The sequence below is a fragment of the Acinetobacter sp. V89_4 genome (assembly GCF_029967875.1).
Lineage (GTDB): Bacteria > Pseudomonadota > Gammaproteobacteria > Pseudomonadales > Moraxellaceae > Acinetobacter > Acinetobacter oleivorans.
The window spans coordinates 1-23566 of record NZ_JASCAI010000008.1 but is presented as its reverse complement, the minus strand read 5'-3'; the positions used below and the strand labels follow the sequence as shown (position 1 = coordinate 23566).

Annotated in this window: 22 protein-coding genes, 1 tRNA gene and 1 pseudogene; 13 read left to right on the top strand and 11 right to left on the bottom strand. The window is 38.0% G+C overall.

Features of this window, described 5'->3' with window-relative positions; genetic code table 11:
- The first annotated feature begins 160 nt into the window (after positions 1-160).
- Complete coding sequence (locus QLG01_RS03045) at positions 161-754, top strand: HAD-IB family hydrolase (RefSeq protein WP_005301324.1); 594 nt, start codon at positions 161-163, stop codon at positions 752-754.
- A 70-nt stretch (positions 755-824) separates the two neighbouring features.
- Here QLG01_RS03045 and QLG01_RS03040 read toward each other — a convergent pair whose 3' ends face one another.
- Entirely contained in the window at positions 825-2984 is a 2160-nt protein-coding gene (locus tag QLG01_RS03040) for a hypothetical protein (protein WP_282495800.1), read from the bottom strand.
- A 580-nt stretch (positions 2985-3564) separates the two neighbouring features.
- Here QLG01_RS03040 and QLG01_RS03035 point away from each other — a divergent pair.
- A tRNA-Arg gene (locus tag QLG01_RS03035) sits at positions 3565-3641 on the top strand.
- Between the two features lie 112 nt (positions 3642-3753).
- Here QLG01_RS03035 and QLG01_RS03030 read toward each other — a convergent pair.
- The gene (locus tag QLG01_RS03030; protein WP_282495799.1) at positions 3754-4446 is read right to left on the bottom strand and encodes a nitroreductase family protein; all 693 of its coding nucleotides are present in this window, start codon (positions 4444-4446) and stop codon (positions 3754-3756) included.
- 223 nt (positions 4447-4669) lie between these two features.
- On the opposite strand from QLG01_RS03030, the gene QLG01_RS03025 reads away from it, so the two are divergent.
- Together QLG01_RS03025 and QLG01_RS03020 are read left to right on the top strand one after the other, a co-directional pair.
- On the top strand, positions 4670-5167 hold the full coding sequence (locus tag QLG01_RS03025) for a YcxB family protein (protein WP_005301331.1): 498 nt from the start codon (positions 4670-4672) through the stop codon (positions 5165-5167).
- A 39-nt stretch (positions 5168-5206) separates the two neighbouring features.
- A complete protein-coding gene (locus tag QLG01_RS03020; RefSeq protein ID WP_111854999.1) occupies positions 5207-5848 on the top strand; it encodes a fumarylacetoacetate hydrolase family protein in 642 nt (213 codons plus the stop codon).
- Positions 5849-5954: 106 nt separating this feature from the next.
- Here QLG01_RS03020 and QLG01_RS03015 read toward each other — a convergent pair whose 3' ends face one another.
- Positions 5955-7202: a YihY family inner membrane protein gene (locus tag QLG01_RS03015; RefSeq protein WP_016140126.1), complete on the bottom strand. Its 1248-nt coding sequence runs from the start codon at positions 7200-7202 to the stop codon at positions 5955-5957.
- Positions 7203-7562: 360 nt separating this feature from the next.
- On the opposite strand from QLG01_RS03015, the gene wrbA reads away from it, so the two are divergent.
- Positions 7563-8171: an NAD(P)H:quinone oxidoreductase gene (gene wrbA, locus QLG01_RS03010; RefSeq protein ID WP_023274375.1), complete on the top strand. Its 609-nt coding sequence runs from the start codon at positions 7563-7565 to the stop codon at positions 8169-8171.
- Between the two features lie 46 nt (positions 8172-8217).
- Here wrbA and QLG01_RS03005 read toward each other — a convergent pair whose 3' ends face one another.
- The 3 genes from QLG01_RS03005 to QLG01_RS02995 form a co-directional block, all read right to left on the bottom strand.
- Positions 8218-8793 carry a xanthine phosphoribosyltransferase gene (locus QLG01_RS03005; RefSeq protein WP_004789579.1) on the bottom strand — a complete coding sequence of 192 codons (576 nt, stop codon included), beginning with the start codon at positions 8791-8793 and terminating at the stop codon, positions 8218-8220.
- 71 nt (positions 8794-8864) lie between these two features.
- Positions 8865-9578 (bottom strand): DUF3108 domain-containing protein, encoded by a 714-nt coding sequence (locus QLG01_RS03000; protein ID WP_004789577.1) that lies wholly within the window; start codon positions 9576-9578, stop codon positions 8865-8867.
- Between the two features lie 158 nt (positions 9579-9736).
- Positions 9737-10408, bottom strand: a complete 672-nt coding sequence (locus QLG01_RS02995; protein WP_013196794.1) for a hypothetical protein — start codon at positions 10406-10408, stop codon at positions 9737-9739.
- A 232-nt stretch (positions 10409-10640) separates the two neighbouring features.
- Between QLG01_RS02995 and QLG01_RS02990 the strand changes: the two genes are divergently transcribed.
- Positions 10641-11525, top strand: a complete 885-nt coding sequence (locus tag QLG01_RS02990) for a TonB family protein (RefSeq protein WP_005301340.1) — start codon at positions 10641-10643, stop codon at positions 11523-11525.
- Between the two features lie 100 nt (positions 11526-11625).
- On the opposite strand, the gene ybeY is transcribed toward QLG01_RS02990, so the two are convergent.
- From ybeY to miaB, 3 genes are read right to left on the bottom strand one after another with little or no spacing between them, the layout of a single operon-like run.
- Entirely contained in the window at positions 11626-12108 is a 483-nt protein-coding gene (gene ybeY, locus QLG01_RS02985; RefSeq protein WP_282495796.1) for an rRNA maturation RNase YbeY, read from the bottom strand.
- Between the two features lie 9 nt (positions 12109-12117).
- A complete protein-coding gene (locus tag QLG01_RS02980; protein WP_004789570.1) occupies positions 12118-13206 on the bottom strand; it encodes a PhoH family protein in 1089 nt (362 codons plus the stop codon).
- Between the two features lie 37 nt (positions 13207-13243).
- A complete protein-coding gene (gene miaB / locus QLG01_RS02975) occupies positions 13244-14695 on the bottom strand; it encodes a tRNA (N6-isopentenyl adenosine(37)-C2)-methylthiotransferase MiaB (protein WP_005301343.1) in 1452 nt (483 codons plus the stop codon).
- A gap of 287 nt (positions 14696-14982) precedes the next feature.
- Here miaB and QLG01_RS02970 point away from each other — a divergent pair, with 287 nt between their 5' ends.
- The 4 genes from QLG01_RS02970 to QLG01_RS02955 all read left to right on the top strand — a co-directional run bounded on the left by QLG01_RS02970 (position 14983) and on the right by QLG01_RS02955 (position 19265).
- Positions 14983-16926 carry a lytic transglycosylase domain-containing protein gene (locus QLG01_RS02970; protein WP_107882056.1) on the top strand — a complete coding sequence of 648 codons (1944 nt, stop codon included), beginning with the start codon at positions 14983-14985 and terminating at the stop codon, positions 16924-16926.
- Between the two features lie 56 nt (positions 16927-16982).
- Positions 16983-17645 carry a hypothetical protein gene (locus tag QLG01_RS02965; protein WP_004789563.1) on the top strand — a complete coding sequence of 221 codons (663 nt, stop codon included), beginning with the start codon at positions 16983-16985 and terminating at the stop codon, positions 17643-17645.
- A gap of 211 nt (positions 17646-17856) precedes the next feature.
- Positions 17857-18843 (top strand): malate dehydrogenase, encoded by a 987-nt coding sequence (locus QLG01_RS02960; RefSeq protein WP_003653591.1) that lies wholly within the window; start codon positions 17857-17859, stop codon positions 18841-18843.
- A gap of 176 nt (positions 18844-19019) precedes the next feature.
- On the top strand, positions 19020-19265 hold the full coding sequence (locus tag QLG01_RS02955) for a DUF2789 family protein (protein ID WP_002119522.1): 246 nt from the start codon (positions 19020-19022) through the stop codon (positions 19263-19265).
- 63 nt (positions 19266-19328) lie between these two features.
- Here QLG01_RS02955 and QLG01_RS02950 read toward each other — a convergent pair whose 3' ends face one another.
- Both QLG01_RS02950 and QLG01_RS02945 read right to left on the bottom strand, forming a co-directional pair.
- Entirely contained in the window at positions 19329-19856 is a 528-nt protein-coding gene (locus QLG01_RS02950; RefSeq protein ID WP_002119538.1) for a hypothetical protein, read from the bottom strand.
- Positions 19857-19923: 67 nt separating this feature from the next.
- A complete protein-coding gene (locus QLG01_RS02945) occupies positions 19924-20529 on the bottom strand; it encodes a 2OG-Fe(II) oxygenase (protein WP_004789561.1) in 606 nt (201 codons plus the stop codon).
- Between the two features lie 117 nt (positions 20530-20646).
- Here QLG01_RS02945 and rlmJ point away from each other — a divergent pair, with 117 nt between their 5' ends.
- From rlmJ to QLG01_RS02930, 3 genes and pseudogenes are all read left to right on the top strand, one after another.
- Positions 20647-21504, top strand: a complete 858-nt coding sequence (rlmJ, locus tag QLG01_RS02940; RefSeq protein WP_004789560.1) for a 23S rRNA (adenine(2030)-N(6))-methyltransferase RlmJ — start codon at positions 20647-20649, stop codon at positions 21502-21504.
- A 41-nt stretch (positions 21505-21545) separates the two neighbouring features.
- On the top strand, positions 21546-22379 hold the full coding sequence (gene pssA, locus QLG01_RS02935; protein WP_004789558.1) for a CDP-diacylglycerol--serine O-phosphatidyltransferase: 834 nt from the start codon (positions 21546-21548) through the stop codon (positions 22377-22379).
- Positions 22380-22396: 17 nt separating this feature from the next.
- Positions 22397-23474, top strand: a pseudogene (locus QLG01_RS02930) (DUF6670 family protein).
- Positions 23475-23566 lie beyond the last annotated feature (92 nt).

Genomic DNA, 23566 nt, shown 5'->3' with positions numbered 1-23566 from the left:
AGCACTTGGCTACGAACTAAGGGGTCGGGAGTTCGAATCTCTCTGAGCGCACCAACTTGAAGAATTAACCGCTTTTATAGCGGTTTTTTTGTGCTTATTTTTTAGTAATTTTAATAAATCTAAATTTATAACTTTTTAATTATATTAGAGATAATCATAAATGAACCTAGCTTTATTTGATTTTGATGGCACCATCACTCATAACGACACATTCAGCTTGTTTCTTAAATTTTCTTTAGACAGAAAAACACAACTCGTCGGTGGTATTCGGCTTGCACCCTATATAGCTGGCTATAAACTTGGTTGGGTAACGGATAAAACCATTCGAACTAAGCTCTGCCAAGTAGGATATGTGGGTTATGACGCGAATTCCCTAAAAGATATGGGGCAAGAGTTTGCTAAAAAGGTACTTCCTACATGTGTTCGTGAAAATGCTTTGGAGCGTATTCTCTGGCATAAACAACAAGGTGATCAAATTGTTGTTGTATCTGCATCATTAGGTGTTTATTTAGAAAGTTGGTGTCATTCTTTAGGTTTAGATGTTATATGCAACCAACTTGAAACACATAATGGTATTTTAACAGGCCATTTTATTGATGGTGATTGTGGTTATTTGGAAAAAGTAAATAGAATAAAAAATAAATATGATTTAAGCCAATACCCGACCATATATGCTTATGGTGATACTCCTAATGATTATGCAATGTTGGAATTAGCACATAAAAAGTATTATAGATGGCAAGAGATTGATTAGTATTAAATTAATATTTGAAACTATATTAAATCAGAAAGCCACTTATAAAAGTGGCTTTCTTTTAATGATATTAAACAGTATGGAAAGAATTATCTAAGAAGTTATCAGTAAGTAATGACTGAGGTACGATAGTATGCGTTGTATTTGTTACGCTAGTTACTGTAGACGTTACTCCACCGAGTAGGCTGCCACTTGTTAATCCACCAAGTAAATTAGAAATGACATCTAAGCCACCTTGACCAGTCACCCCACCAGTTAAGCTACCCACGATATCCGTTACGATACCAATAGGGTTTTCTGTGCCACCAGTAACGCCACCAGTTAAACCGCCTAGAAGGTCAGTCACTACACCGAGTGGACTATCACCGCTAACACTACCAGTTAAACCTCCAAGAAGATCAGTTACTACGCCAAGAGGGCTATCACCACCATTAACTCCACCAATAGTGCCTGTTACACCGCCAAGGATTTCTGTTAATAAACCAGTTGCAGTAGAGCCATTAGTAATAAGTGTACCGATAATACCAGTCGCTGATTCGGTTGCACCTTGAATATCACCACCGACTAAGTCAGATACAACTTCAAGAGCACCATTAACTGTGTCGCGAGAAGTTTCAAAAGTTAGTGTGCCGAGGTCTGCAATTTCAGAAACAGGATGTTCTACTTGTGGAAGAATACCGATAATCGTATCCGCTACGGTATCAATACCAGTGTTGATAATTTCAGTTTTTAGGCTTTCAACGCCTTGAAGGATATCGATACCGCCTTGAACTACGTCAATCACTGGAGAAATTGGAGATGTACCGCCACCAACACCACCAGTTACGCCGCCGATGATGTCAGTCACAACTTCAAGAGGATTACCACCGATACCGCCCGTTACACCGCCGATGATGTCGGTTACAACTTCAAGAGGATTACCGCCAACGCCACCTGTTACGCCACCGATGATGTCAGTCACAACCTCAAGAGGATTACCACCAACACCGCCTGTTACGCCGCCAACTACATCTGTAACACTTCCTACAACACCAGTGATAATACCAGCAGCAGTTGTACCATTATTGATAAGTGTACCCAGAATACCAGTTGCTGATTCAGTTGCGCCTGAGATATCTCCGCCAACTAAATCAGAAACAACTTCAAGTGCGCCGTTAACCGTGTCGCGAGAAGTTTCAAAAGTTAATGTGCCGAGGTCAGCAATTTCAGATACAGGATGTTCAGTTTGTGGAAGAATGCCAATGATTGTGTCGGCAACAGTGTCGATACCTGTATTAATAATTTCAGTTTTTAGGCTTTCAACGCCTTGAAGAATATCGATACCGCCTTGAACTACGTCGATTACTGGAGAGATTGGAGATGTGCCGCCACCGATACCACCCGTTACGCCACCGATGATGTCAGTCACAACTTCAAGAGGGTTACCACCAACCCCGCCTGTTACACCACCGATAATGTCAGTTACGACTTCAAGAGGATTACCGCCAACACCGCCTGTGACACCACCAACTACATCGGTAACACTTCCTACAACACCAGTGACAATACCTGTAGCAGTTGTACCATTGTTGATAAGTGTTTCAACAATTCCAGTTGCTGACGCAGTTGCGCCTGAGATATCTCCACCTACTAAATCAGAAACAACTTCAAGAGCACCGTTTACGGTGTCGCGAGAAGTTTCAAAAGTTAAGGTACCAAGGTCAGCAATTTCAGAAACAGGATGTTCAGTTTGTGGGAGTACTCCAATGATTGTTCCAGCAACAGTTTCAATGCCAGTGTTGATAATTTCAGTTTTTAGACTTTCGACACCCTGAAGAATATCGATACCGCCTTGAACGACATCAATGACAGGGGAAATTGGTGATGTTCCGCCAGTCACACCACCTGTTATGCCACCAATAACACCAGTGACTACTTCAAGAGGATTGCCGCCAGATACGCCTCCAATCAAACCACCAGTTACACCACCCACAACATTGGTTACTGTTTCTAATGGATTTGTAGAACCGACAGTACCAGTTACAGTGCCAACCACATCAGAAACTAAGCCTGTTGCAGTATGCGTAACCGTATTAGTTACTGTAGAAATAACATTTGAAAGTAAGCCTGATGTTGAAACATGTGCATCAACAGAAGAACCCGTGTTTACAGTGGTATTTACCGATACAACATTACCCAAGTCTTGAGTAACTTTTGAGATCGAAGATACGAGATTTTTTAGTAAAAACATGTTGGTCTATTTCCTATATAATTATGTATTTTTAAGTAAGTATTATTTATTGCGCTACATAATTAATGAGATGTATATCTCAATAATTGGAATTTAGTATTGGTTAGATATCAAAAGCTGTCAATGTGTATTTTTAGTCACATTTTTTAATATTAAATAATATTTAAAGAAATAATAATTCATTTAATTTAGACGTAAAAATAATAATGGTTTTTATATAATATTTTTTTAATTAATTATATTTTTTCTTATATTTCCACTTATTTGAAGCAGTATATTAGATAAATTTTACTTAGGTCTATAATGTTAGGGCTTAGCTAGAAATATATTATTTCTATAATGTTGAGTGAAATGGTCGACTTTAGCTTTTAGGTATGTGGCGAAATACGTCAAAAAGCCTATAAAACTTATTTGAAAAAAAATATTTCAAATACATCTTAGGTAAGAAAGTCTTCAATAATTTTAGCTACTATTTTATGTAAAAGAGGGGTGTGGCTAAGAACTAGACGGTTGATGACAGAAAGATGAAAAAAGGCTTCCTAAGCCTTAAAAAATGCGTATAATGCGCAACATCAAGTACGCGCTCATAGCTCAGCTGGATAGAGCACTTGGCTACGAACTAAGGGGTCGGGAGTTCGAATCTCTCTGAGCGCACCACTTGAAGAATTAACCGCTATATATAGCGGTTTTTTTGTGCCTATTTTTTGTCATTTCTATTAAAAGCCGGTGCTCGTGGCAACCAGCTTTGAAAGAGTTAAAAAGTAGAAAATTAGCCAAATGTTTTAAAACGATTTTCATCTTCAATAAAAGCTTTTTCTCCGGCTTCGGCTTCGATTGAACCAAATACCAATTGAGCTCTTAACTTCCAATGAGCAGGAACATTAAAAGCAGCATTAATTTTCTCATCAATGATTGGATTGTAGTGTTGCAAAGAAGCTCCAATAGCTTGTTCAGCCAGTACGTTCCATACTGCAAATTGTGCAATTGCTGTTGAGTGCTCAGACCAGATTGGAAAATTATCTGCATATGCTTCAAATTGCTCTTGTAGACCTTTAATCACATGTTGGTCTTCAAAAAATAAAACTGTACCTGTACCTGCCGCAAAACTTTGAATTTTCTGTTCAGTTCCAGCTAGGGCTTCTGCTGGAATAATCGTTTTTAATACATCTAAAACAATATTCCAGAAATTTTGGTGGGACTGATCAAATAAAATCACAACGCGAGAAGACTGGGAGTTAAATGCAGATGGGCTATGTTTTACAGCCTCTTGAATTAATTTTTCAATTTCAGTTGGGGACTGTTTTAAGTTCTTTCCTATTGAATAAATTGAACGACGTTTTTTAATTAATTCTAAAAAGCTTGGTTTATTTGAAAGGTTCGTCTCTTGAGTGGTGTGCGTAACCACATCTTTTGAGATTGTTGCTTTTTGATTTAAGCCAAATAATTTTGCAAAAAAAGACATGAGACATTCCACTAAGAAGGTGATGCTCTTATTGTAGAAATTTTAAAAAGTGAAATAAGCTCAAAAAATATGAATCTACGTTCCATATATGCAACGAAAAATATTTTGCAACAGAACCATAACTGCTTCTTTTAAACAAAACAAAAAATAGCCTTTGATTCATTTTAAAGCTGAAATGAATATGCTCTAATAGTTTCGATTTATTGAGTATTGATGCATTGCAATGACTGAGCAAAAAACAGCTTTATCTCTACGTTACTATTTGAATTTAGAAGAATCACAAGATGGATTTTCGTTAGTAACATTTGGGAAAAAACAATTTACCCGTTTTCTAACACCTGCGATTAGCATTGCAATTATTATTTGGGGACTTTATTTAGGTTTCTCTGGGGTTGGCCGATATTATGTCGGATTAGGTTTGTTTTTTCTGGTGATGCAAGGGCTGATGCGTTATTGGCTTTTACCGATGTTATTTAAACGTCAATTTGTTCGTTACCAGTTCGGAAAGAGTGAGCAGGGAATCGACCTTTATCAAGATTATTTTGAGCTTTATTCCAGTGAGCGTAAGCAAGTAGTGCAATATGCGGATGTGCAAACCTTTGCTAAAGGTAAGCTGACGTACATGCTTGAATTAAAAAACAAAACTGTAATTATTGTGCCAAAGCGAGCATTTGCACAGGTTTCAGATCAAACGATATTTGAAAATACATTTAAGAAATAGATTATTGGAATTATTAGCCGCAACAACAAAGGAAGCCTCATGAATACACGTCCTTCAAAAATCGTTTGCGTAGGCAGAAGCTATGCTGATCATGTCAAAGAATTAAATAATGCTATGCCTGACAAGCCTATATTATTTATTAAACCACCTAGTAGTTTGATTGGTTTAAATGACGGTATTTCCTGGAATCCAGCTTGGGGCAGTTGTCATTTTGAGTGTGAATTAGTTTTGCGCATTGACCAGCCTTTAAAAGGTGAAACAGATCCTGCAAAAGCATTAAAAGCGATTGGTGCGGTGACATTAGGTCTTGATTTAACAATGCGTGATTTACAGAATGATCTGAAAAGTAAAGGTCATCCATGGGAACGTGCAAAAGCTTTTGATGGTGCTTGTGTGTTGGCTGATTGGGTAGATTTGAGCGAAATTACAGATTGGCAAGAAACTAAATTCACTTTCCATATTAATGATGAATTGCGTCAAGATGGTAATACGGCATTATTAATGTTTACCATTGGTGATCTATTAGCTGATATTAATCAGGTATTTTCACTAGAACCGGGTGATGTAATTATGACAGGTTCACCTGCTGGTGTTGGGCCTTTACACTCGGGTGATCAGTTAAAAATGACATTAAAAGGTGCAACGCAAGATTTTGTATGGAAAACTTTTGTGAAAGCATAATCCATTCCTAAATTTGCCAATTTTTAACCCTATTATTTTTCAATAATAGGGTTTTTTTATTGTCTAGAAGTGGAAGGCATTTATATTAATAAATCGCCTTATTTTTCTATTTCTCTTCAAAAACTGTTGAAAGGGGAATAGAAAGTTTTGCCGCTAAATAATCATTAGACTCAATGAGTGCTGGTCCAATTTTTTCCATCCATTCATCGTCATCATGCACATTTTGGACATCTTGACGTAAAGGCAATGGGTACGGAAGGGCTGTGAAAAAACTCCAGAAATCAACTTGGGATAAATTACGCGCTAGAACATATTCATCTTTATCGGTGCGTTTAACCAAATTTTGTTCTTCTAGTAAAAGCACATAAGCAGGCCAGCGACCAATTTCTCCACGACCTAAAATTTCTAAAGCTTCTTTATCACTTACACTTTCACCCAGCTTTTGCTTTTTATAAAACAGCTCAAGAATATCTAATAACATTAGAACAGGATGTCGTTTTTGTTCTTTACCTGAGTGAAAAGCAGTTAAAGCAAAACTAACTTCTACACCCAGTAAAATAATATTCCATGAAAGAAAGATCCATAACAGGAAGATAGGTACCGCTGCAAATGCGCCGTAGATCAGTTCATAGCTGGTGAAATTTGACATGACGAAGCTGAATAGGTTTTTGAGTATTTCAAAAAGTACAGCACTTAAGCAGGCCGCTATACCAGCTGCATAAACTGGAACTGTTCGATTCGGAATAGTCCAATACAAAATAAAAAAGCCAACAATGGTCAATAAGAAAGAAATCAACCAGAGTATGAATGATCCATCAAGTTGATATCCTGCAAAATTATTGCTGAGAATATTCATGGAAGCGACAGTCGAGGAAATGACGAATGCACTTCCTAAGATAATCGGACCTAAAGAGATGATGGTCCAGTAACGCATGAACCCCATAATGCCACTACGAGTTTCTTTTACGCGCCAAATGCGATTAAAGACGGTTTCAATTGAGGTCAGCATTAAAACGGTAGTGACGAATAAAAATAGCACACCAATAACGGTCAGGTTGCTCGATTTCTCTGTGAAAGCATTTAGAGCTTTATCAAATGCAATAGTGCTCTTGGGTAAAAAATTACTATAGATTAAATGTTGGAGCTGTTGTCTTGCAGGTTCTAACGCTTTAATTGAAGAAATAATAACTAAAAAAACCGTTAACATCGGTACAACTGCGAATAGTGTTGTATAGGTGAGGGAACCAGCTTGTTCACGGCACCGATCAGCTTCAAAACGTTTAAATACATATAAAACGAACTGAAACCAGGTTTTATTATAAAAAGGAAGCTTACTTAAAAAACGTTGTAACATGCGTTGTCTATCCCGATTTTTTTAATCATCATGTTGGGCGATTAATAGCTTATCAAAGTATGAGCTGAAGAACTCAAATCGTAGATTAAAGCAAAATAATAACTTATAGAATTAAAGTCGTTCTGTAAGTTTACTATGCGCTATAGAAAAAATTGTAGCCATAATCTTTTCAGAAAAGTTGGCTTTCTGTTGTGTGATCATAAGATTCATCAAAAGTTGGTGAACCTTTTACTCAACGAATTTGAGAAATTTGCTCGTGTTGCCTTTAACGCTAAACAATCAATCACCTCTAGAATTTCATAAAATTGGTTTCGCCAAAAAAATAAAAAATACCGTATAGTGTTCTTTTTAACAAAATTTATGAAACCGATGCAACCTTACATTCTTGTACTCTATTACAGTAAATATGGTTCTACTAAAGAAATGGCGCATTTAATTGCCAATGGTGTTGAGTCTGCGGGTATGTCAGTGAAAATTCGGACAGTGCCAAATATTGCTCCGGTCGTCACGGTAGCTGAACCTAGTATTCCGGCAGAAGGCGATATCTACTGTACGCTAGATGATCTAGCGAATTGTGCAGGTCTGGCGTTGGGTTCCCCAACTCGCTTCGGCAATATGGCAAGTGAAATGAAATATTTTTGGGACCAAACGACGAGTCTTTGGCTCAATGGGGCATTACATAATAAACCTGCTTGTGTTTTTACTTCTTCTGGATCAATGCATGGTGGACAGGAGAGTACTTTACTCACGATGTTACCGCCGTTATTTCATCACGGGATGATGATTTTGGGATTACCAAATGCAATTCCAGCTTTATCTAACACTAAAACAGGTGGAACACCATATGGGGCAAGTCATGTAAGCGGACCCCGCCATGACCAGAGCTTAAGTCAGGATGAAAAGATTTTGTGTGAAGCTCAAGGTAAGCGTTTGGGTGAAGTTGTTAAAAAGCTTGTAGTTTCTCTTTAAACAGCCAAAAAAAGAGCGGATATCCGCTCTTTTTTATTTGCACAATTTATTCTTTTACAAAAGTAACTTTACCATCTGTAAGAGAAAGAACACGTGCTAATGACTCAACTCGGTAGCCTTTTTCAAGCAATAAATCACGGCCCGGTTGGAATGATTTTTCAATCACGATACCAACTCCCACAACTTCTGCATTTGCTTGGTGAATTAAATCAATTAGTCCTAATGCTGCTTGGCCATTCGCCAAGAAGTCATCAATAACTAATGCTTTATCAGTTGAATGAAGGTGTTTGTTTGAAATCGCAATCGTGCTTTCAGTTTGTTTAGTAAAACTAAATACTTTAGAGCGATATAAGTCATCTTTTAACGTCAATGACTGATATTTACGAGCGAAAATTACAGGTACACCAAGTTCCAAACCTGCCATGATTGCAGGTGCAATACCTGATGCTTCAATGGTAATAATCTTGGTAATCCCTGCATCTTTAAAGCGAGCGGCAAATTCTTTACCAATCTGCTGCATTAATACAGGATCAATTTGGTGGTTTAAGAAAGCGTCGACTTTCAAGACTTGATCAGATAGAACGATACCTTCTGTTAAGATTTTCTGTTCTAGTGCGTGCACGGGAGAATCCTCTAGACGGATGCTTTTAAAGCAAATGCGTATTTTAAAAAGCATCCGAAAAAATGCAAGCTTTAATTCGTTTTACCTGTATAACTTGTTAATAACAGGCCGTAAGAAGTTTTACCATCAACATGGCTGACTTTAACTGGTAAGTAGTCCAATTTAGGTGCTAACCAGAAAATGGTATTACGGTCTGGTTTACCATGTTCTAAAACAACTTTTACGGTATCAAATGTGCCATAAGAAGTTTTAATTTTCTCATTACCTTGTTTTACAAAACGACGATTTTCAACTTCTTTTGCATCAGCAAGAGGGTATGAGGTTTTAAGTGAACCATTTTTTAAATCTTCACGCACTTGTAATTCTGCATTTAACTCATCAAGCACACCAGCCTGCCAAGCAAATGAACGAGCTTTATCGTCTTTCTTGGTAGAAATAGTTTTACTGTTTGGGTTAAAGTTAATATTCATGGTGTTGTTATGAATCAAAATTTTGCTGGTACGGCTAAAACTTTGAGATCCAATTTTACCATTAGCAAAACTAAATTTACTTGTTTCACTTGCAGAAGCAATTCCACCAGCTTTTGCCGTGAAATTGTAAGTCCAATTATTACCTTGCTGGCTTAAGGTACGTGTAGCCGAACCCATACCTTTATTATTATAAGTGAACTGATAATTTGCCTGAAATGGGCTCATGGCAAGTGCATGGCTTGAGAAACCTGCAAAAAGCAAAGTTGTTGAAATACCTGTTGCGATGCCAAACGATTTCAGAAATTTTGTTGCCATAAGTAAATATCCTTGTACAGACTGAAAAGTCAGTGCTGATGCATCTATAACTTAAACATATTATGCCTGTTGATCATGGAGAAAAAATCAGGATTTATGCTAAATGTGTAATCTATTTGTGTTTTTTGGCAGTTAATTCATTTTTATTCATCACAGCGCTATGCATCTTTTTGCTGGATTGGTGTGATTTCAGAATCTTCTAATTCATCTTCAAAATCATCGTCCTGATCACGGTAAAGTAACGCAGCTAAATTCACATTTCCAAATACGACTAACTCAGCCTCACGAACTCGTGCGTAATTTACATGCACTTTACTTAATGTCTCGATAATACTGGCTTTTTTACCAAACCAGCGATTGAGGTCAAGAAATATCAGTTCATCACGTTCCTCTGCTACATTAAAACGTTCCAGAATCATTCCTAAAGGATCTTTTTTCAAAATTTTATGGTAGTAAAAAACCGCGGCTTTTACGGCAATCTTCTGCCAAATGTTTTTATATTTAGCTTCAATAATTTGTGTATTACTAATTTGTTCAAAAACTAAAAGCTGTTGTTCTTGATTAAATTCCATCTGAATCAGCTTTAAATCAACAGATAGTGTCGTCTCTAGGCCTTTTACATGCATGGTTGCATATAACCTTAACCAGTCATGATAAAGATCCGCATGGAGGTCATCTAGAAATTCAACATTATTGGTAACATAACGTTGTAAAGTTGCATTCAGAAAGGTTTGTGATAACGTAAAATCTCTTTCTTCTTCAATGAATGCTTCTGCTTTTTGGTAGACCTTTTTAAGGCGTCTGACTAATGAGGAAAATAGCGTTTGCATAAAAGAACTTCCAGAAGATAATTTACTTAAGAACCAACACAATCTTTATTATGATAAAAAACGAGTTTTGATATTGCAGTGTAACAAATTTAATTGATACATTTTGACAAAATGAAAATGGATAAAATTCTATATTTGAAGTGAATCACACTTTTATCCAGATTTGAATATCAGTTTATATTTTATTCGGTATTAAACCGTGGGGATAAGGCATTTATATGCTTTTAAGATTATGTTGAACAAAAGAAGTCTATCCATAGAGCCTTTTTACCATTGGTGGCAAGACCGAGTCTTTATTGCTGCAACCATATTGGCAATCTTACTGCATGTTTTTGTGTTGCTCATCCACTTTGCCATGCCTAGCCCGTCAGAGCAATCTACTAAAGAAATTGCAATTTCAATTCGATCAAGCAATGAGCCAGTTCAGCAGGCAGACTTTTTGGCACAAGCGGACCAGCAGGGTTCGGGCACATTTCGTGAAGCCCATCGTACCTCTAGTGATACTCCAAATCCGATGCCTAATGATGCTTCAACAGGAAATGCAGAGTTAGAAAGTTTGCAAAAGGTTCAGCAACAAAGAGAGCTTAAATTTGAAGAAAAAGTCTTAATGACTGTTTTGAGTTGGCAAAAACAAGCTGATGCGAGTCAAAGGAAAAAAGAACTAGAACAATTACAAAGTCAATTTCAGGCAAAAGCTGCGATGGTTGCGAGTCTTGAAGCACAATATTTACAACGTAGACAAGATTTCAGTCGGCAACAAAAAATCAAAACAGTAGATGGAATTCAAGCGAAGAAAGATGCTTCGGCTGCTTATTTAGATAAGTTCCGTGAAAAAGTAGAGTTGTATGGTAATCGCTATTATCCAGAAGAAGCCAAACAACAACAGCTAAGAGGCGAAGTCCGTTTAATGGTGATTTTGAATGCCCAAGGCGGAATTCGTGCAATTCGATTACTTGAAAGCTCAGGGCACTCTATATTAGATGAAGCAGCTAAGTCTTCAGTACGTCGCGGTGCACCATTTGGGCATTTCGATGCCAATATGAAAGATATTTCTGAATTACGTATTGTACGTACGTGGCGTTTCGATCCGGCTCAAGCAGAATTTGAAGTACATTAATAAAAATGTGGATAAGTCTTAGCTTATCCACATTGATTATAATTAATTAGAAAAAATCCCATCTGAAGACAGATTATGTTTTTCTTCTAATCAATAATGATTAAATCTGTTCTTGGTAAGGATTTTCGATATTCAGCTTTGCTAGAATTTCGACTTCAATCCCTTCCATTTCCTCTGCATCTTCATCACTGGTTTCATGGTCATAACCAAGCAAATGTAAAACACCATGTACTAATAGATGTGCAAAATGATTTTGGGCAGTTTTTTTCTGTTCTAATGTTTCTTGTAATACCACTGGAATACAAATAACTAAATCACCTAAAGGTAAGGCATCTAGCATTGGTAAAACTTCTTCAGGAATATCACTTGGAAATGATAAAACATTAGTTGGTTTATCTTTCTCTCGATATTGCAGATTAAGTTGTTGGCTTTCTGCTAAATCGACACAAGCAACGCCAATTTCGCAATCTTCTTTATAGCCAACGTGGCGTAAAGTTGTCTCAATAATTTTTTTGAGTTGAGCTCGTTTGAGCTCTAACTCAGGTGATTGAAAGTCTTGTTGTAAACTTAAACTGATTTTCAAAATAAATCCTTAAGCATCCTGATGTTGCAAGTCTGCTGCTGTATCGTTTTCAGCAACTAATGCCTCTTGACGTGCTTTGCGTTCAGCACGTGCTTCAGCATTAAGACGCTGTTGTTCACCATCCCATCCTTCATACGCTTCAACGATTTTTTGAACCAGTTGGTGACGTACAACGTCACGGGAATGGAAACGGGTAATATGAATTTCTGTAATATTTTCGAGTACGCGAAGTGCGTGTGCCAAACCAGATTGTTGACCTCGAGGTAAATCTACTTGGGTAATGTCACCTGTAATCACTGCACGAGAGCCAAAACCTAAACGGGTCAAGAACATTTTCATCTGTTCTGGTGTTGTGTTCTGAGCTTCATCCAAAATGACAAATGAATGGTTAAGTGTGCGCCCACGCATATATGCAAGAGGCGCAACCTCAATGACTTGACGCTCAATTAACTTGGCAACTTTTTCAAAGCCAAGCATTTCGTAAAGTGCATCGTAAAGAGGACGTAAATAGGGGTCAATTTTCTGGGTTAAATCACCTGGTAAGAAACCCAGCTTTTCTCCAGCTTCTACAGCAGGACGTACAAGTAAAATCCGCTGAATTTCGTTACGTTCTAGCATGTCTACGGCGGCAGCAACTGCTAAATAGGTTTTACCTGTACCAGCAGGGCCTACACCAAAAGAAATATCGCTTTGTAAAATACGTTGTACATAACGTTTTTGATTGGCACCACGTGGATTAATGCGGCCTTTTCGGGTCTGGAAATAGACATCAAGCGGCGCATCGTGTTCATCCATTTCGTCACCAACCAACTCGAAATTGCGTTCAGTTTGTGACGATTGAATGAGGAGGTGTAATAGATCAGCACTGATTTGCTGGGATACCTCAGACTCTTCGTAGAGTCGTTGCAATAATGCTTCGGCTCTCCCAACAGCATCTATTTCACCATCTATGTGAAAAACATCTCCACGATGAGTAATTTTGACATCTAAACGCTGTTCAATTTGCTTCAGGTGCCCATTATAGGCACCTAGAATGCTCTTTAAACGTTCCATTGAAATTTCAGGAAATGTTACGGTACGTCGAATCGCTGCAGTCAAGAGAAAACCTTTCAGTAGACTTTAGAATACCTCTACATTACGCCACGTCAGGTTCAAGATTCAAGAGCTCACCGTAAACAAAATTTAAAGTTTTAATTTCAGTAATCTCGATCTCTGCAAAACGACCAACCCAAGTTGCATCACCAACGAAAGTGACTAGACGTGTATTGTCAGCAGTACCAATTAAAATATTAGGGTCTTGATCAGATACTTTTTCAATAAGTACACGTTCAATTTTACCTAACATGGCATCTGTTTTTTCAATACTAGACTGTTTAATGACTTTCTGAACTTGAGCTAAACGCTCTTTTTTAACTTGCTCAGGTGTGGTGTCTGGCAAGTCCGATGCAGGTGTACCTGGGCGTTTCGAATAAACAAAACTATACGAGTGATCGAAATCTAAATCTTTGATAAATTGCAATGTTTCTGCAAAATTTTCATCAGTTTCACCAGGGAAGCCAATAATAAAATCACTTGATAAATGCATGTCTGGACGAATTTTACGTAGCTTCGCAATTTTATCGATATAAACATCAATCGTATGATTTCGCTTCATTGCCTGTAAAACGTCATTCGAACCACTTTGAACAGGCAAGTGTAAATGTGACACCATTTGAGGTAAATCTTCATAACACTGAATTAGCTCATCAGAGAACTCAAGTGGATGTGATGTTGTATAACGTAAGCGTCCAATACCCGGAATTTCTGCAACGAGTCGTAACAATTCAGGGAAGGTACAGATGCCACCTTCGAAGGTTTCACCACGGTAACCATTTACATTTTGACCAAGAAGTGAAATTTCACGGACACCTTTTTCAGCAAGGCCTGCAATTTCTGCAAGTACATCGTCTAAAGGTCGAGAAACTTCTTCACCGCGTGTATATGGAACTACACAGAAAGAGCAGTATTTAGAACAGCCTTCCATAATAGAAACAAATGCTTTAAAGCCTTCTACGCGTGGTTCTGGTAAAAAGTCGAACTTTTCAATATCTGGGAAAGAAATATCAACGAGTTTGATTTTGTCTTTTTTAGGTTTTTCTACTTGAGCATTATGTTGATCAAGCATTTGTGGTAAACGGTGTAATGTTTGAGGGCCAAAAATCATATCGACATAAGGCGCACGTTTTTGAATATTGTCACCTTCTTGAGAGGCAACACACCCACCGACACCAATCACAAGATCTGGATTTTTGTCTTTTAGTTTGCGCCAGCGCCCTAATTCACTAAATACTTTTTCTTGTGCTTTTTCGCGAATAGAACATGTATTCATGAGCAGGATGTCTGCTTCATTAGGGTTGCTCGTTAAAATGTAACCGTGAGAGTCCCCTAAAAGGTCTGCCATACGGTGACTGTCATACTCATTCATCTGACACCCTTGAGTTTCAATATAAAGTTTTTTTATTGAAACATCAGTGGTGTGCGTTGGCTGGGTAACAGTGTTTTCTGAGGCAGCTTTGGCACCATTGGGAATGAAGGTTTGAACCGTCATGCAGGCTCCTAACAGATCGATCTAAAAAAGAATAAATTTGCCCAAAATGGGTCAAACCATTCATTATAGCAGTATTTGGACCGAACCGATAACAGTAAACCTTTAGAACGTGATACCGTTTTTTTGAAGTAAATTATGTGAATTTTAATGATGTTGAATCATAGAGTTACATAACACAACAAAAGAAAGCACGAAGACTAATTAAACTATGCTTTGAAGGTGAATAGTCAGGGTTTAACACATTTATGAGACCAAGTAGAAAGAGCTCATCAATCCATAGTCGTGTAATGAAAAATAAATATATGCATCGTAGCTGGTTAGGAGCTATGTGTTTACTTGGTTGTTCATTTACCTATGCTGCCGAAGAGCAGTTCAATGATGCATTAAATGCTGCAAATAGTGGCAATACCGCGTTATTAGACCAATATCAGCTTGCTATGCAAAATGATGTATTGGGGTACTATCCAGAATATTGGAAACTTAATACCAATCTTGGCTTTCAACCTTCAGCTTCGATTGTAAGTTTTGCTCAACGTTATCCTCAATCAGCAATGGCTGAGAAATTAGCCGCCGATTATGTTGAAGAAAAAGTTAAACAAGCTGACTTCGCATCTGCACAACCTTTACTATCTTATGTCACCAATCCAGATCAGGCCGAAAACTGTGCATTGGCGCAGGTGAGAGCCAAAACCGGTGATGCATTAGTTTTTGCTGAATATAAAGATGTATGGTTAGCCACCGAATCGCAACCTGAATCTTGTGTGGGTCTAGGACGCTTGATGTTATCTAGCCCATTAATGAGTCAGCAAGATAAGCAACAGCGCCTTTGGGTGCAGTTACGTTCTGGTTTAACAGGACAGGCCCTTGCTACGGCGCAGACTTTAGGTATGAATCTGTCTTTGGCTCAGCTTAACCAAATTCAGGCTAACCCACTCAATTATTTGTGGAGTGCGCCTAAAACAAATGATACAGACTATGCTTATTTGATTTTTGCATTAGGTCGTTTAGCTAATAATGACTTACCTAATGCTTTTTCGAACGTCCAACGTGTCGCTCAAGGTACACCAGAGAATATACAAAAGTATTTATATAGAACGGTGGCTTATATTGGTGGCACCACGGTCATGAAAAATAATTTCAATCGTGAAGTTCTTCAATATTTTGATGCAAGTTACGGTTACCCTCTAAGCCCTGAAGAAGCTGAAATTTATGCGCGTCAGGCAATCCGATTTGGTGCGTGGGAAAGTTTAATTCGTGCCATTGATGCTATGAGCGTGACACAAAAACAAGAAGATCGCTGGCAATATTGGCTTGCTCGTGCAACAGAGCAGCGCAATGACAGTAATTCAAAAAATACTGCGCAACGTATTTATAAGAAGTTAGCTGAAAGTGGCGATGACTATCACAATCTTTTAGCAAAAGATCGTTTGGGCGAACGTTATAATCACCAACCTTATGATGATCAACCAACAGCAAGTGATTTAAGACGTTTAGATCAGAATGTTCACTTTAATCGTGCTTTTACTTTAAGACGTATTAATGCAAATCCAACTTATACCAATCGAGAATGGAACTGGGCCGTTCGACAAGCTTATCTTCAACATGATGATGGTGTGTTGTTAGCTGCTGCAAAGCGTGCTCATGATATGGGATGGTATGACCGTGCAATTTACGCAGCAGATCGTACAACAAATAAACATAATGATACGTATCGCTATGTGACCCCCCATAAGACTAATGTCGTAAGTCATAGTTACAATGCAGGAATTGATCCAGCGTGGGCTTATGGTTTAATGCGACAAGAAAGCCGATTTGTTACCTCCGCACGCTCTCACGTTGGGGCGGGTGGACTTATGCAAATTATGCCTGATACGGCGAAGCTGATTGCACGTCAAATGGGCGAAACCTATAATCCAGCGGCATTAAATGAAATGAATACCAACATTCGTTATGGTACATTTTATCTGTCGATGATTCAGGGACAATTAAGCAATAATCCAGTTTTGGCAACGGCAGGTTATAATGCTGGACCTAATCGGGCAAGACGTTGGCAACCGGACTTTCAATCAATTTCGGCTGACCAATATACAGAGACAATTCCATTGTTAGAAACCAGAGACTATGTCAAGCATGTTATGACGAATGCAACACATTATGGTGTGATATTGGGGCAAGGGGCTCAATCATTATCACAACGTATGAAAGTCATTCCAATGCGTACATCGCCTTAAGTTTAGGTGGTTGATGATGGATCTTCTTTTAATTGGCATATTCAAGTTTTAATTAAATGAAATATAGATATTTGGAACTTCGTTCAATTTTGCAACTTGCATGGTGGCTTATCTGTGCAGGGGTAGGATTGATGAGTTCCGTTTTGCATGCCGAACCTGTTAATTTACAGGGATATGTTATGCACGTACAAATGACACCTGCCGCATGTGCGTTAGATCCCTCTAAACAAAAACAACGTAAATGTCTTGAAGGATATTCACTGACAATTACGGGCCTTATGCCAGAAACAAATCAGACTGATTGTTCAACAGAAAGTTCGGCAGCTCTTTCCCCATTGCAAGCCAAAGTCGTAGCTCGGGTCATGCCTGACAACAATGCGCGTGTACAGCTTTGGAAAAGTGTAGGGGGATGCGTTCCTATGAATGCAAGTCAATATTTCCGGACAGTCATTAACTTTGCTGAACGTTTAAAAATTCCAGCTAGCCTTACCAGCTCGACAAATGTTGAAATTCAACAGTCGGCCTTGAAACAGCAATTTACTCGTCTTAATCCGAGCTTGCCTCAAAATGGTATTCGTTTGACTTGTCAGTTATCACGTTCAGATGTTGTTTTAACGGAAGTGAAGGTGTGCTACACGGTAAAAGGCCAATATAAACAATGTGCAAATCATGTTGTATCGAATTGCCCTGGTGAAATCACGATTAAAGGTAGTTACTAAAGGTAACTATCATTTCGTGAAAAAATGCTGACCATACATTGAATCTATTTGTAAAGATTAATTTGTATTTTCTATCAGACTTTTGGTGAAAATGAGTCGCTTTTACATGCATCTGCCACATCTTTAGAGTACAATCTTTGCCGTTTATGATGATTTGGTTAGATAGAATTCCTATTTAGCCCGATTAAGGACACTCATTGGAGACAATTACATGAAGCAACCCGTTCGTGTTGCCGTGACTGGCGCTGCAGGTCAAATTGGTTACAGCTTATTATTCCGTATCGCAAGCGGTGAAATGTTAGGTAAAGATCAACCTGTTATTTTACAATTGCTTGAAGTTCCAGTTGAAAAAGCTCAACAAGCGCTTAAAGGCGTAATGATGGAACTTGATGACTGTGCTTTCCCTTTATTGGCTGGCATGATCGGGACTGATGATCCGAAAGTTGCATTTAAAGATGCTGACTACGCTTTATTGGTAGGTTCTCGTCCACGTGGTCCTGGTATGGAACGTGCTGACTTGTTAAAAGTTAACGGTGAAATTTTCATCGGTCAAGGTCAAGCATTAAACGAAGTTGCTAGCCGTGACGTTAAAGTATTAGTTGTAGGTAACCCTGCAAATACTAACGCTTACATCGCTATGAACTCTGCTCCAGACCTTCCAGCGAAAAACTTTACTGCTATGTTGCGTCTTGACCACAACCGTGCGTTGACTCAAGTTGCTCAAAAAGCTGGTGTTGCAGTTGCTGATATCGAACACTTAACAGTTTGGGGTAACCACTCTCCAACAATGTATGCTGACTACCGTTTTGCAACTGCAAATGGCGAAAGCTTAAAAGACAAAATCAACGATGCGGCATGGAACAAAGATGTGTTCCTTCCAACTGTTGGTAAACGTGGTGCTGCGATTATCGAAGCACGTGGTTTGTCTTCTGCTGCTTCTGCTGCTAACGCTGCAATTGACCATATGCGCGATTGGGCACTTGGCACAAACGGCAAATGGGTAACTATGGGTATTCCATCTGACGGTTCTTATGGTATTCCAGAAGGCGTTATGTTTGGTTTCCCTGTAACAACTGAGAATGGTGAATACAAAATCGTTCAAGGTTTAGAAATTGATGAATTCAGCCGTGAACGTATCAACTTCACTCTAAATGAGCTTGAAGAAGAACGTGCAGCAATTGCTGACATGTTGAAATAATTTATCTTTTTGATAAGTTAAAAAAAGCACTCTTTTTAGAGTGCTTTTTTATATTTAATCATTTGAAACAAAACACAAAAAACAACAAGAAAATATAAACATTATCATGCATATAAAAAGGTTTTATTGTTAGATTAGTTAATAGATGATTTAAAACAAGTTATAGGAGAATAACAATGTTTGAACAGCAACCTACTTTAGAGCTTTTATTTGATCAGCTGGGTTTAGATTCAGATGAAGCAAGCATCGAAAACTTTATCAAAACACATCAATTGCCTGCTGAACAGAAATTACATGAAGCCTCTTTTTGGTCAAAAGGTCAAAGTGATTTTTTAAAGAGCCATTGGGAAAAAGATGATGAATGGATTGTGGTAATTGACGAACTTAATGAACAACTACATGAAGATAGTGTGAAAAAATAAACGAATAAAATAAAGGCCTGTTTTATATTCAATATATAAAACAGGCCTAATTACATTATCTGTTTAATGTGTCTTTACTTTTAATTTATCTTTATACCATGGCTCATGACGTACAAGGTCAAATACAGGTTGGCCATGAAGCAATTCAAGATCACATGTAGACGTTGATAAATATTTAGTTAACCAATGGCGTGTCAATGCCGACTCTTGTCGAGCGGCTGACGCATAAGCCAAGAAGAAATAAATATCAGCATGTTCATGATGTGCTAATGGCTTCAAAATTTGTTGAGTAATCAACGCAAAACGTTTTTCTTTATTAAGTTCAAAATAAAGCATATACGCTTTGGCCAAGTGTAGAGACAAATTAAGATATAAGCTCAAAGGCATTTCTTCATATTCCATACGAGCTTGTTCAAGCAAAACAATCGCTTCTTGTAGGAAATGAAGTTGTTCTTGGCGAACACGACTTAATACGACAAGTTGCATGCGTAACTCGGCACGCTCCAAAGCAAGTTCAGGCGTATTTTCAGTCAAATAAAGTTGGTCTGTTTCACCAATTCGGTTCACAATTGTTTTACTTTCAATAGACATACGCCATTACCTTCTTTAATCAATAGCTTTTATATCGGGTTCATTTACCAAATTTAAAGAGTAACCATTAAACCCAAATCGAATTTCCGCTACGAAGCCAAGCTGTGATAGAGAGTCTTTGTTGTTTTGAAGTTAATACTTCATGTAATAAATTGCTTTGAAATATTACAAGTCGATTTGGCTCTGGATTAACGATATGCCACTTCTCATTTTTATCTTGCAGTCGTAATTGACCACCCCAATCTTCTTGCCATTCTGGATGTAAATAATAAACGGTTGAGATAATACGATCATTTTTTTGCTGAGGATTGTCTCGGTGTAAAGCATAAAACTCACCCAAACCATAACGGGCGAAATGAGCTTCCACTTCTTTAATTCCTAAATAGAATGCTTGATTTAGATTTTGTGAAAAAGAAGTTAAGGTTTCAATATGTTGCTGAGCAATAGGAAGTTGATCATTAATCCAGAGAATATGATCGCTACGGATATTACTCATCACGCCGTTTTGAATACCAGCTTCTCTAAATTCATCAATATGATGGCTACACTCATTAGCGACTTGAGCGCGATATTGATCCGAATAGGCTTGATTAATAATCGCAAAGCCATGCGTATTTAAATCATCTAGAATTTGATCCAGATCCCATGAGTCCGGAAGCGGGTGAGAGAGCATATAACCTCGAGTAGATCGTAAAAATATCAAGCCGCTCTATTTTAGATGATCACAACCTTACGAAAGAATATTTTTTTCATGTTAAACTATTTGTTGAATTGAGGAATTAAAGTCAACATGAATTACCGTCACCATTTCCATGCGGGCAACTTTGCAGATGTTATGAAGCATGTGCTTTTGCTACAGCTTCTCAACCGTTTAAATGCTAAAGATAAACCTTATCGTTATATCGATACGCATGGAGGTGCAGGAAAATATGATTTATCTCTGGCGCCTGCACAAAAGTCTGGAGAGTTTCTTACAGGCATTCACCGTCTAGTTCAAATATCTGAAATGGAAAAGCGTCAGGCACCTGAAGCAATCCAGCAATATTTGAAGTTGGTAGAACAGCTACGCTCTGAAGAAGGCAAAGGTAGTTATCCGGGCTCACCATGGTTTGCTTTGCAAGGCATGCGTGAAATTGATAAGGCAACAATTTTTGAAATGCAACGCGATGTTTTTCAACAATTGCGACACAACATTTATGATAAACGTGCAGGTTTACATGAGCGTGATGCCTATGAAGGTTTGCTCGGCGTAATTCCGCCAAAAGAAAAACGTGGTTTGGTCATGATTGACCCGCCTTACGAATTAGAGCGTAAAGATTTTCCGCAATTAGTTGAACTGTTACAACAAGCTCATAAGAAATGGCCAACAGGCGTTTTTGCAGTTTGGTATCCAATTAAAGACCGAGCGATGATTGAACGTTTTGAAAAGAAAATGTTTAAAACAGGAATTCGCCGTCAGTTAGTCTGCGAAATTTGTGTATGGCCAGATGACACACCTGTAGGCTTGAATGGTTGTGGTCTATTAGTGATTAATCCACCTTGGCAGTTCTCTGAACAAGCTGATCAGGCTCTACAGTGGTTATTCCCGCATCTACGCATGCAAGAAACTGGTGGTCACGCTGCTGTTCGCTGGTTAGTAGGTGAGTAACAGTTAACTTAAATCAATGCACATGTTTGGAATAGAAAATAATGACAAATGCGCCTAAACCAGAGCAAGATTTAACTCATAATGAACATTCATTTGATGGGATTACATTCGAAGTGGTTGAAGAAGAGGATAATCCGGAAGGACAAAAAGTGAAGCGCCGAGGTATTTATCTTTGGCCTAACTTAATTACGACAGCCGCTTTGTTGTCTGGTTTCTATTCCATCATTGCAAGTATGAATGGGGATTTTACCCAAGCTATTTATGCCATTTTTATAGCAGCGCTTCTAGATGGTCTAGATGGTCGAGTTGCTCGCGCGATTGGTGCACAAAGTGCTTTTGGTGAGCAATATGATTCCCTTTCTGATTTATTAGCTTTTGGTGTGGCTCCTGCAATGCTGATGTATAGCTGGAGTTTGCATGATTTAGGCCGTATTGGGTTAGCATGTTGTTTTGTTTATACAGCATGTGCAGCTTTCCGTTTAGCACGTTTCAATGTACAAATTGGTGTTGTTGATAAGCGCTATTTTATTGGGATTGCAAGTCCACTCGCTGCCATTATCATTATTTCCCTTGTTTGGGTTGCTCGCGATTATCCTTTCATTTTTGATTTACGTGATATAGCGATTAAATCCATTAATGCTGTGATTATGGTTGTTGTGGGGTTGCTCATGATTTCCAATATTAAATATTACTCTTTCAAACAAATGGACCGTAAACGCGTTCCCTTTGTAGTTATGTTGCCAGTAGTACTGATTTTTGCAGCAATCACTTATAATATTCCAATGGGCATTTTGACTGTTTCAATTCTCTATGCTCTTTCTGGTTTTGTTACGACACTATTTGCACGCAAGAGTAACGAAACAATAAAAACATAAAATAGAAGAGGTTCAGTATGCCTAAGTTGATAAGTCAAATTAATCAATTACAGCAGCTGGGCCTGAATGCTAAAGAGGGGGTTGTATATCAGCCTTCTCGCGGCTTTTTTAAAATAGTTTATCAAGGCTTAATTCTTCCAAATCTTCCTGCTCCACTGCGTTACTTTAATTACATTAGTCTAGTTGGGCAGCCACGAATTCCTCTTTGCTATAACGCTCACACCATTACGACTTCGGCAATTGATACTGCAACTGTGCTTGTGAGTAATAGCCAACATAGTGTGGGACATTTAAAAACTTATTCTATTCGGCGGCAGTGCCAGTTTGACTCAGAACAATACAAGTTTGATAAAACAGACTTGATTGAGTGGAAAATCCCAAAGATCCATCTTCAGAGATTAGACCTAGAAATGGGTTGCGATCTTACTATTCATATTTCAGAAAATATCTCTAATAACTCTGCATTGCAGTGGGGTGTTTCAGACTATTGGTCAACACTATGTTTATGTGAAGGTGAAGTTTTTTATAAAGGGCAAAAGTATCAAGTTGAAGGGTTGGGACGATTTAAACACGCAAGAGCCCTGCATTTACCGTTCTTATCTTTATGTTTTTACACATGCCAAATTATTAATTTAAATGAAACGACTCAGCTTGCATTTTCACAAATAAGAAATCAGTGGAATATCATCTTATGTTCAAGATTAGATATTCAAGAATTTGGGAAGCCTGTTGAGAGTTTTACTGAAGATGTAAATTTACATATCCATCGCGTTTATCCAAAAGTTAGAACACCGAACGGTAAAGAGATGTATTTACCCAGAGAATTTTCTTGGCAGTGTAAAAAAAATGGAAAAATTATTTTTGAACTTTATGCACAAAGCCGTGGTGACTATAAGTTTGGATTGGCTGCTGGGTATGTAGGAAGCTTTCAATACCAATTAAGTTGGAATGAACAATGTTTACAAGGTGAGGGTGGATATTGTGAATATATTGATTGTCGCCCACTTAGGTGGCAGGAAAAGAACCAAGACGAGAAAATTTTAGATAAATTGATGCTTTTACAGCCATGTTTATATAAAAAATGATTATTTTTAGCATTTTTGATTAAAAAGCGAACTGTTGTTGCAGTAATATTAAAAAAGGGGTTGCTAAAGGAATTTAATGGTCTATAATGCACATCCATCGGC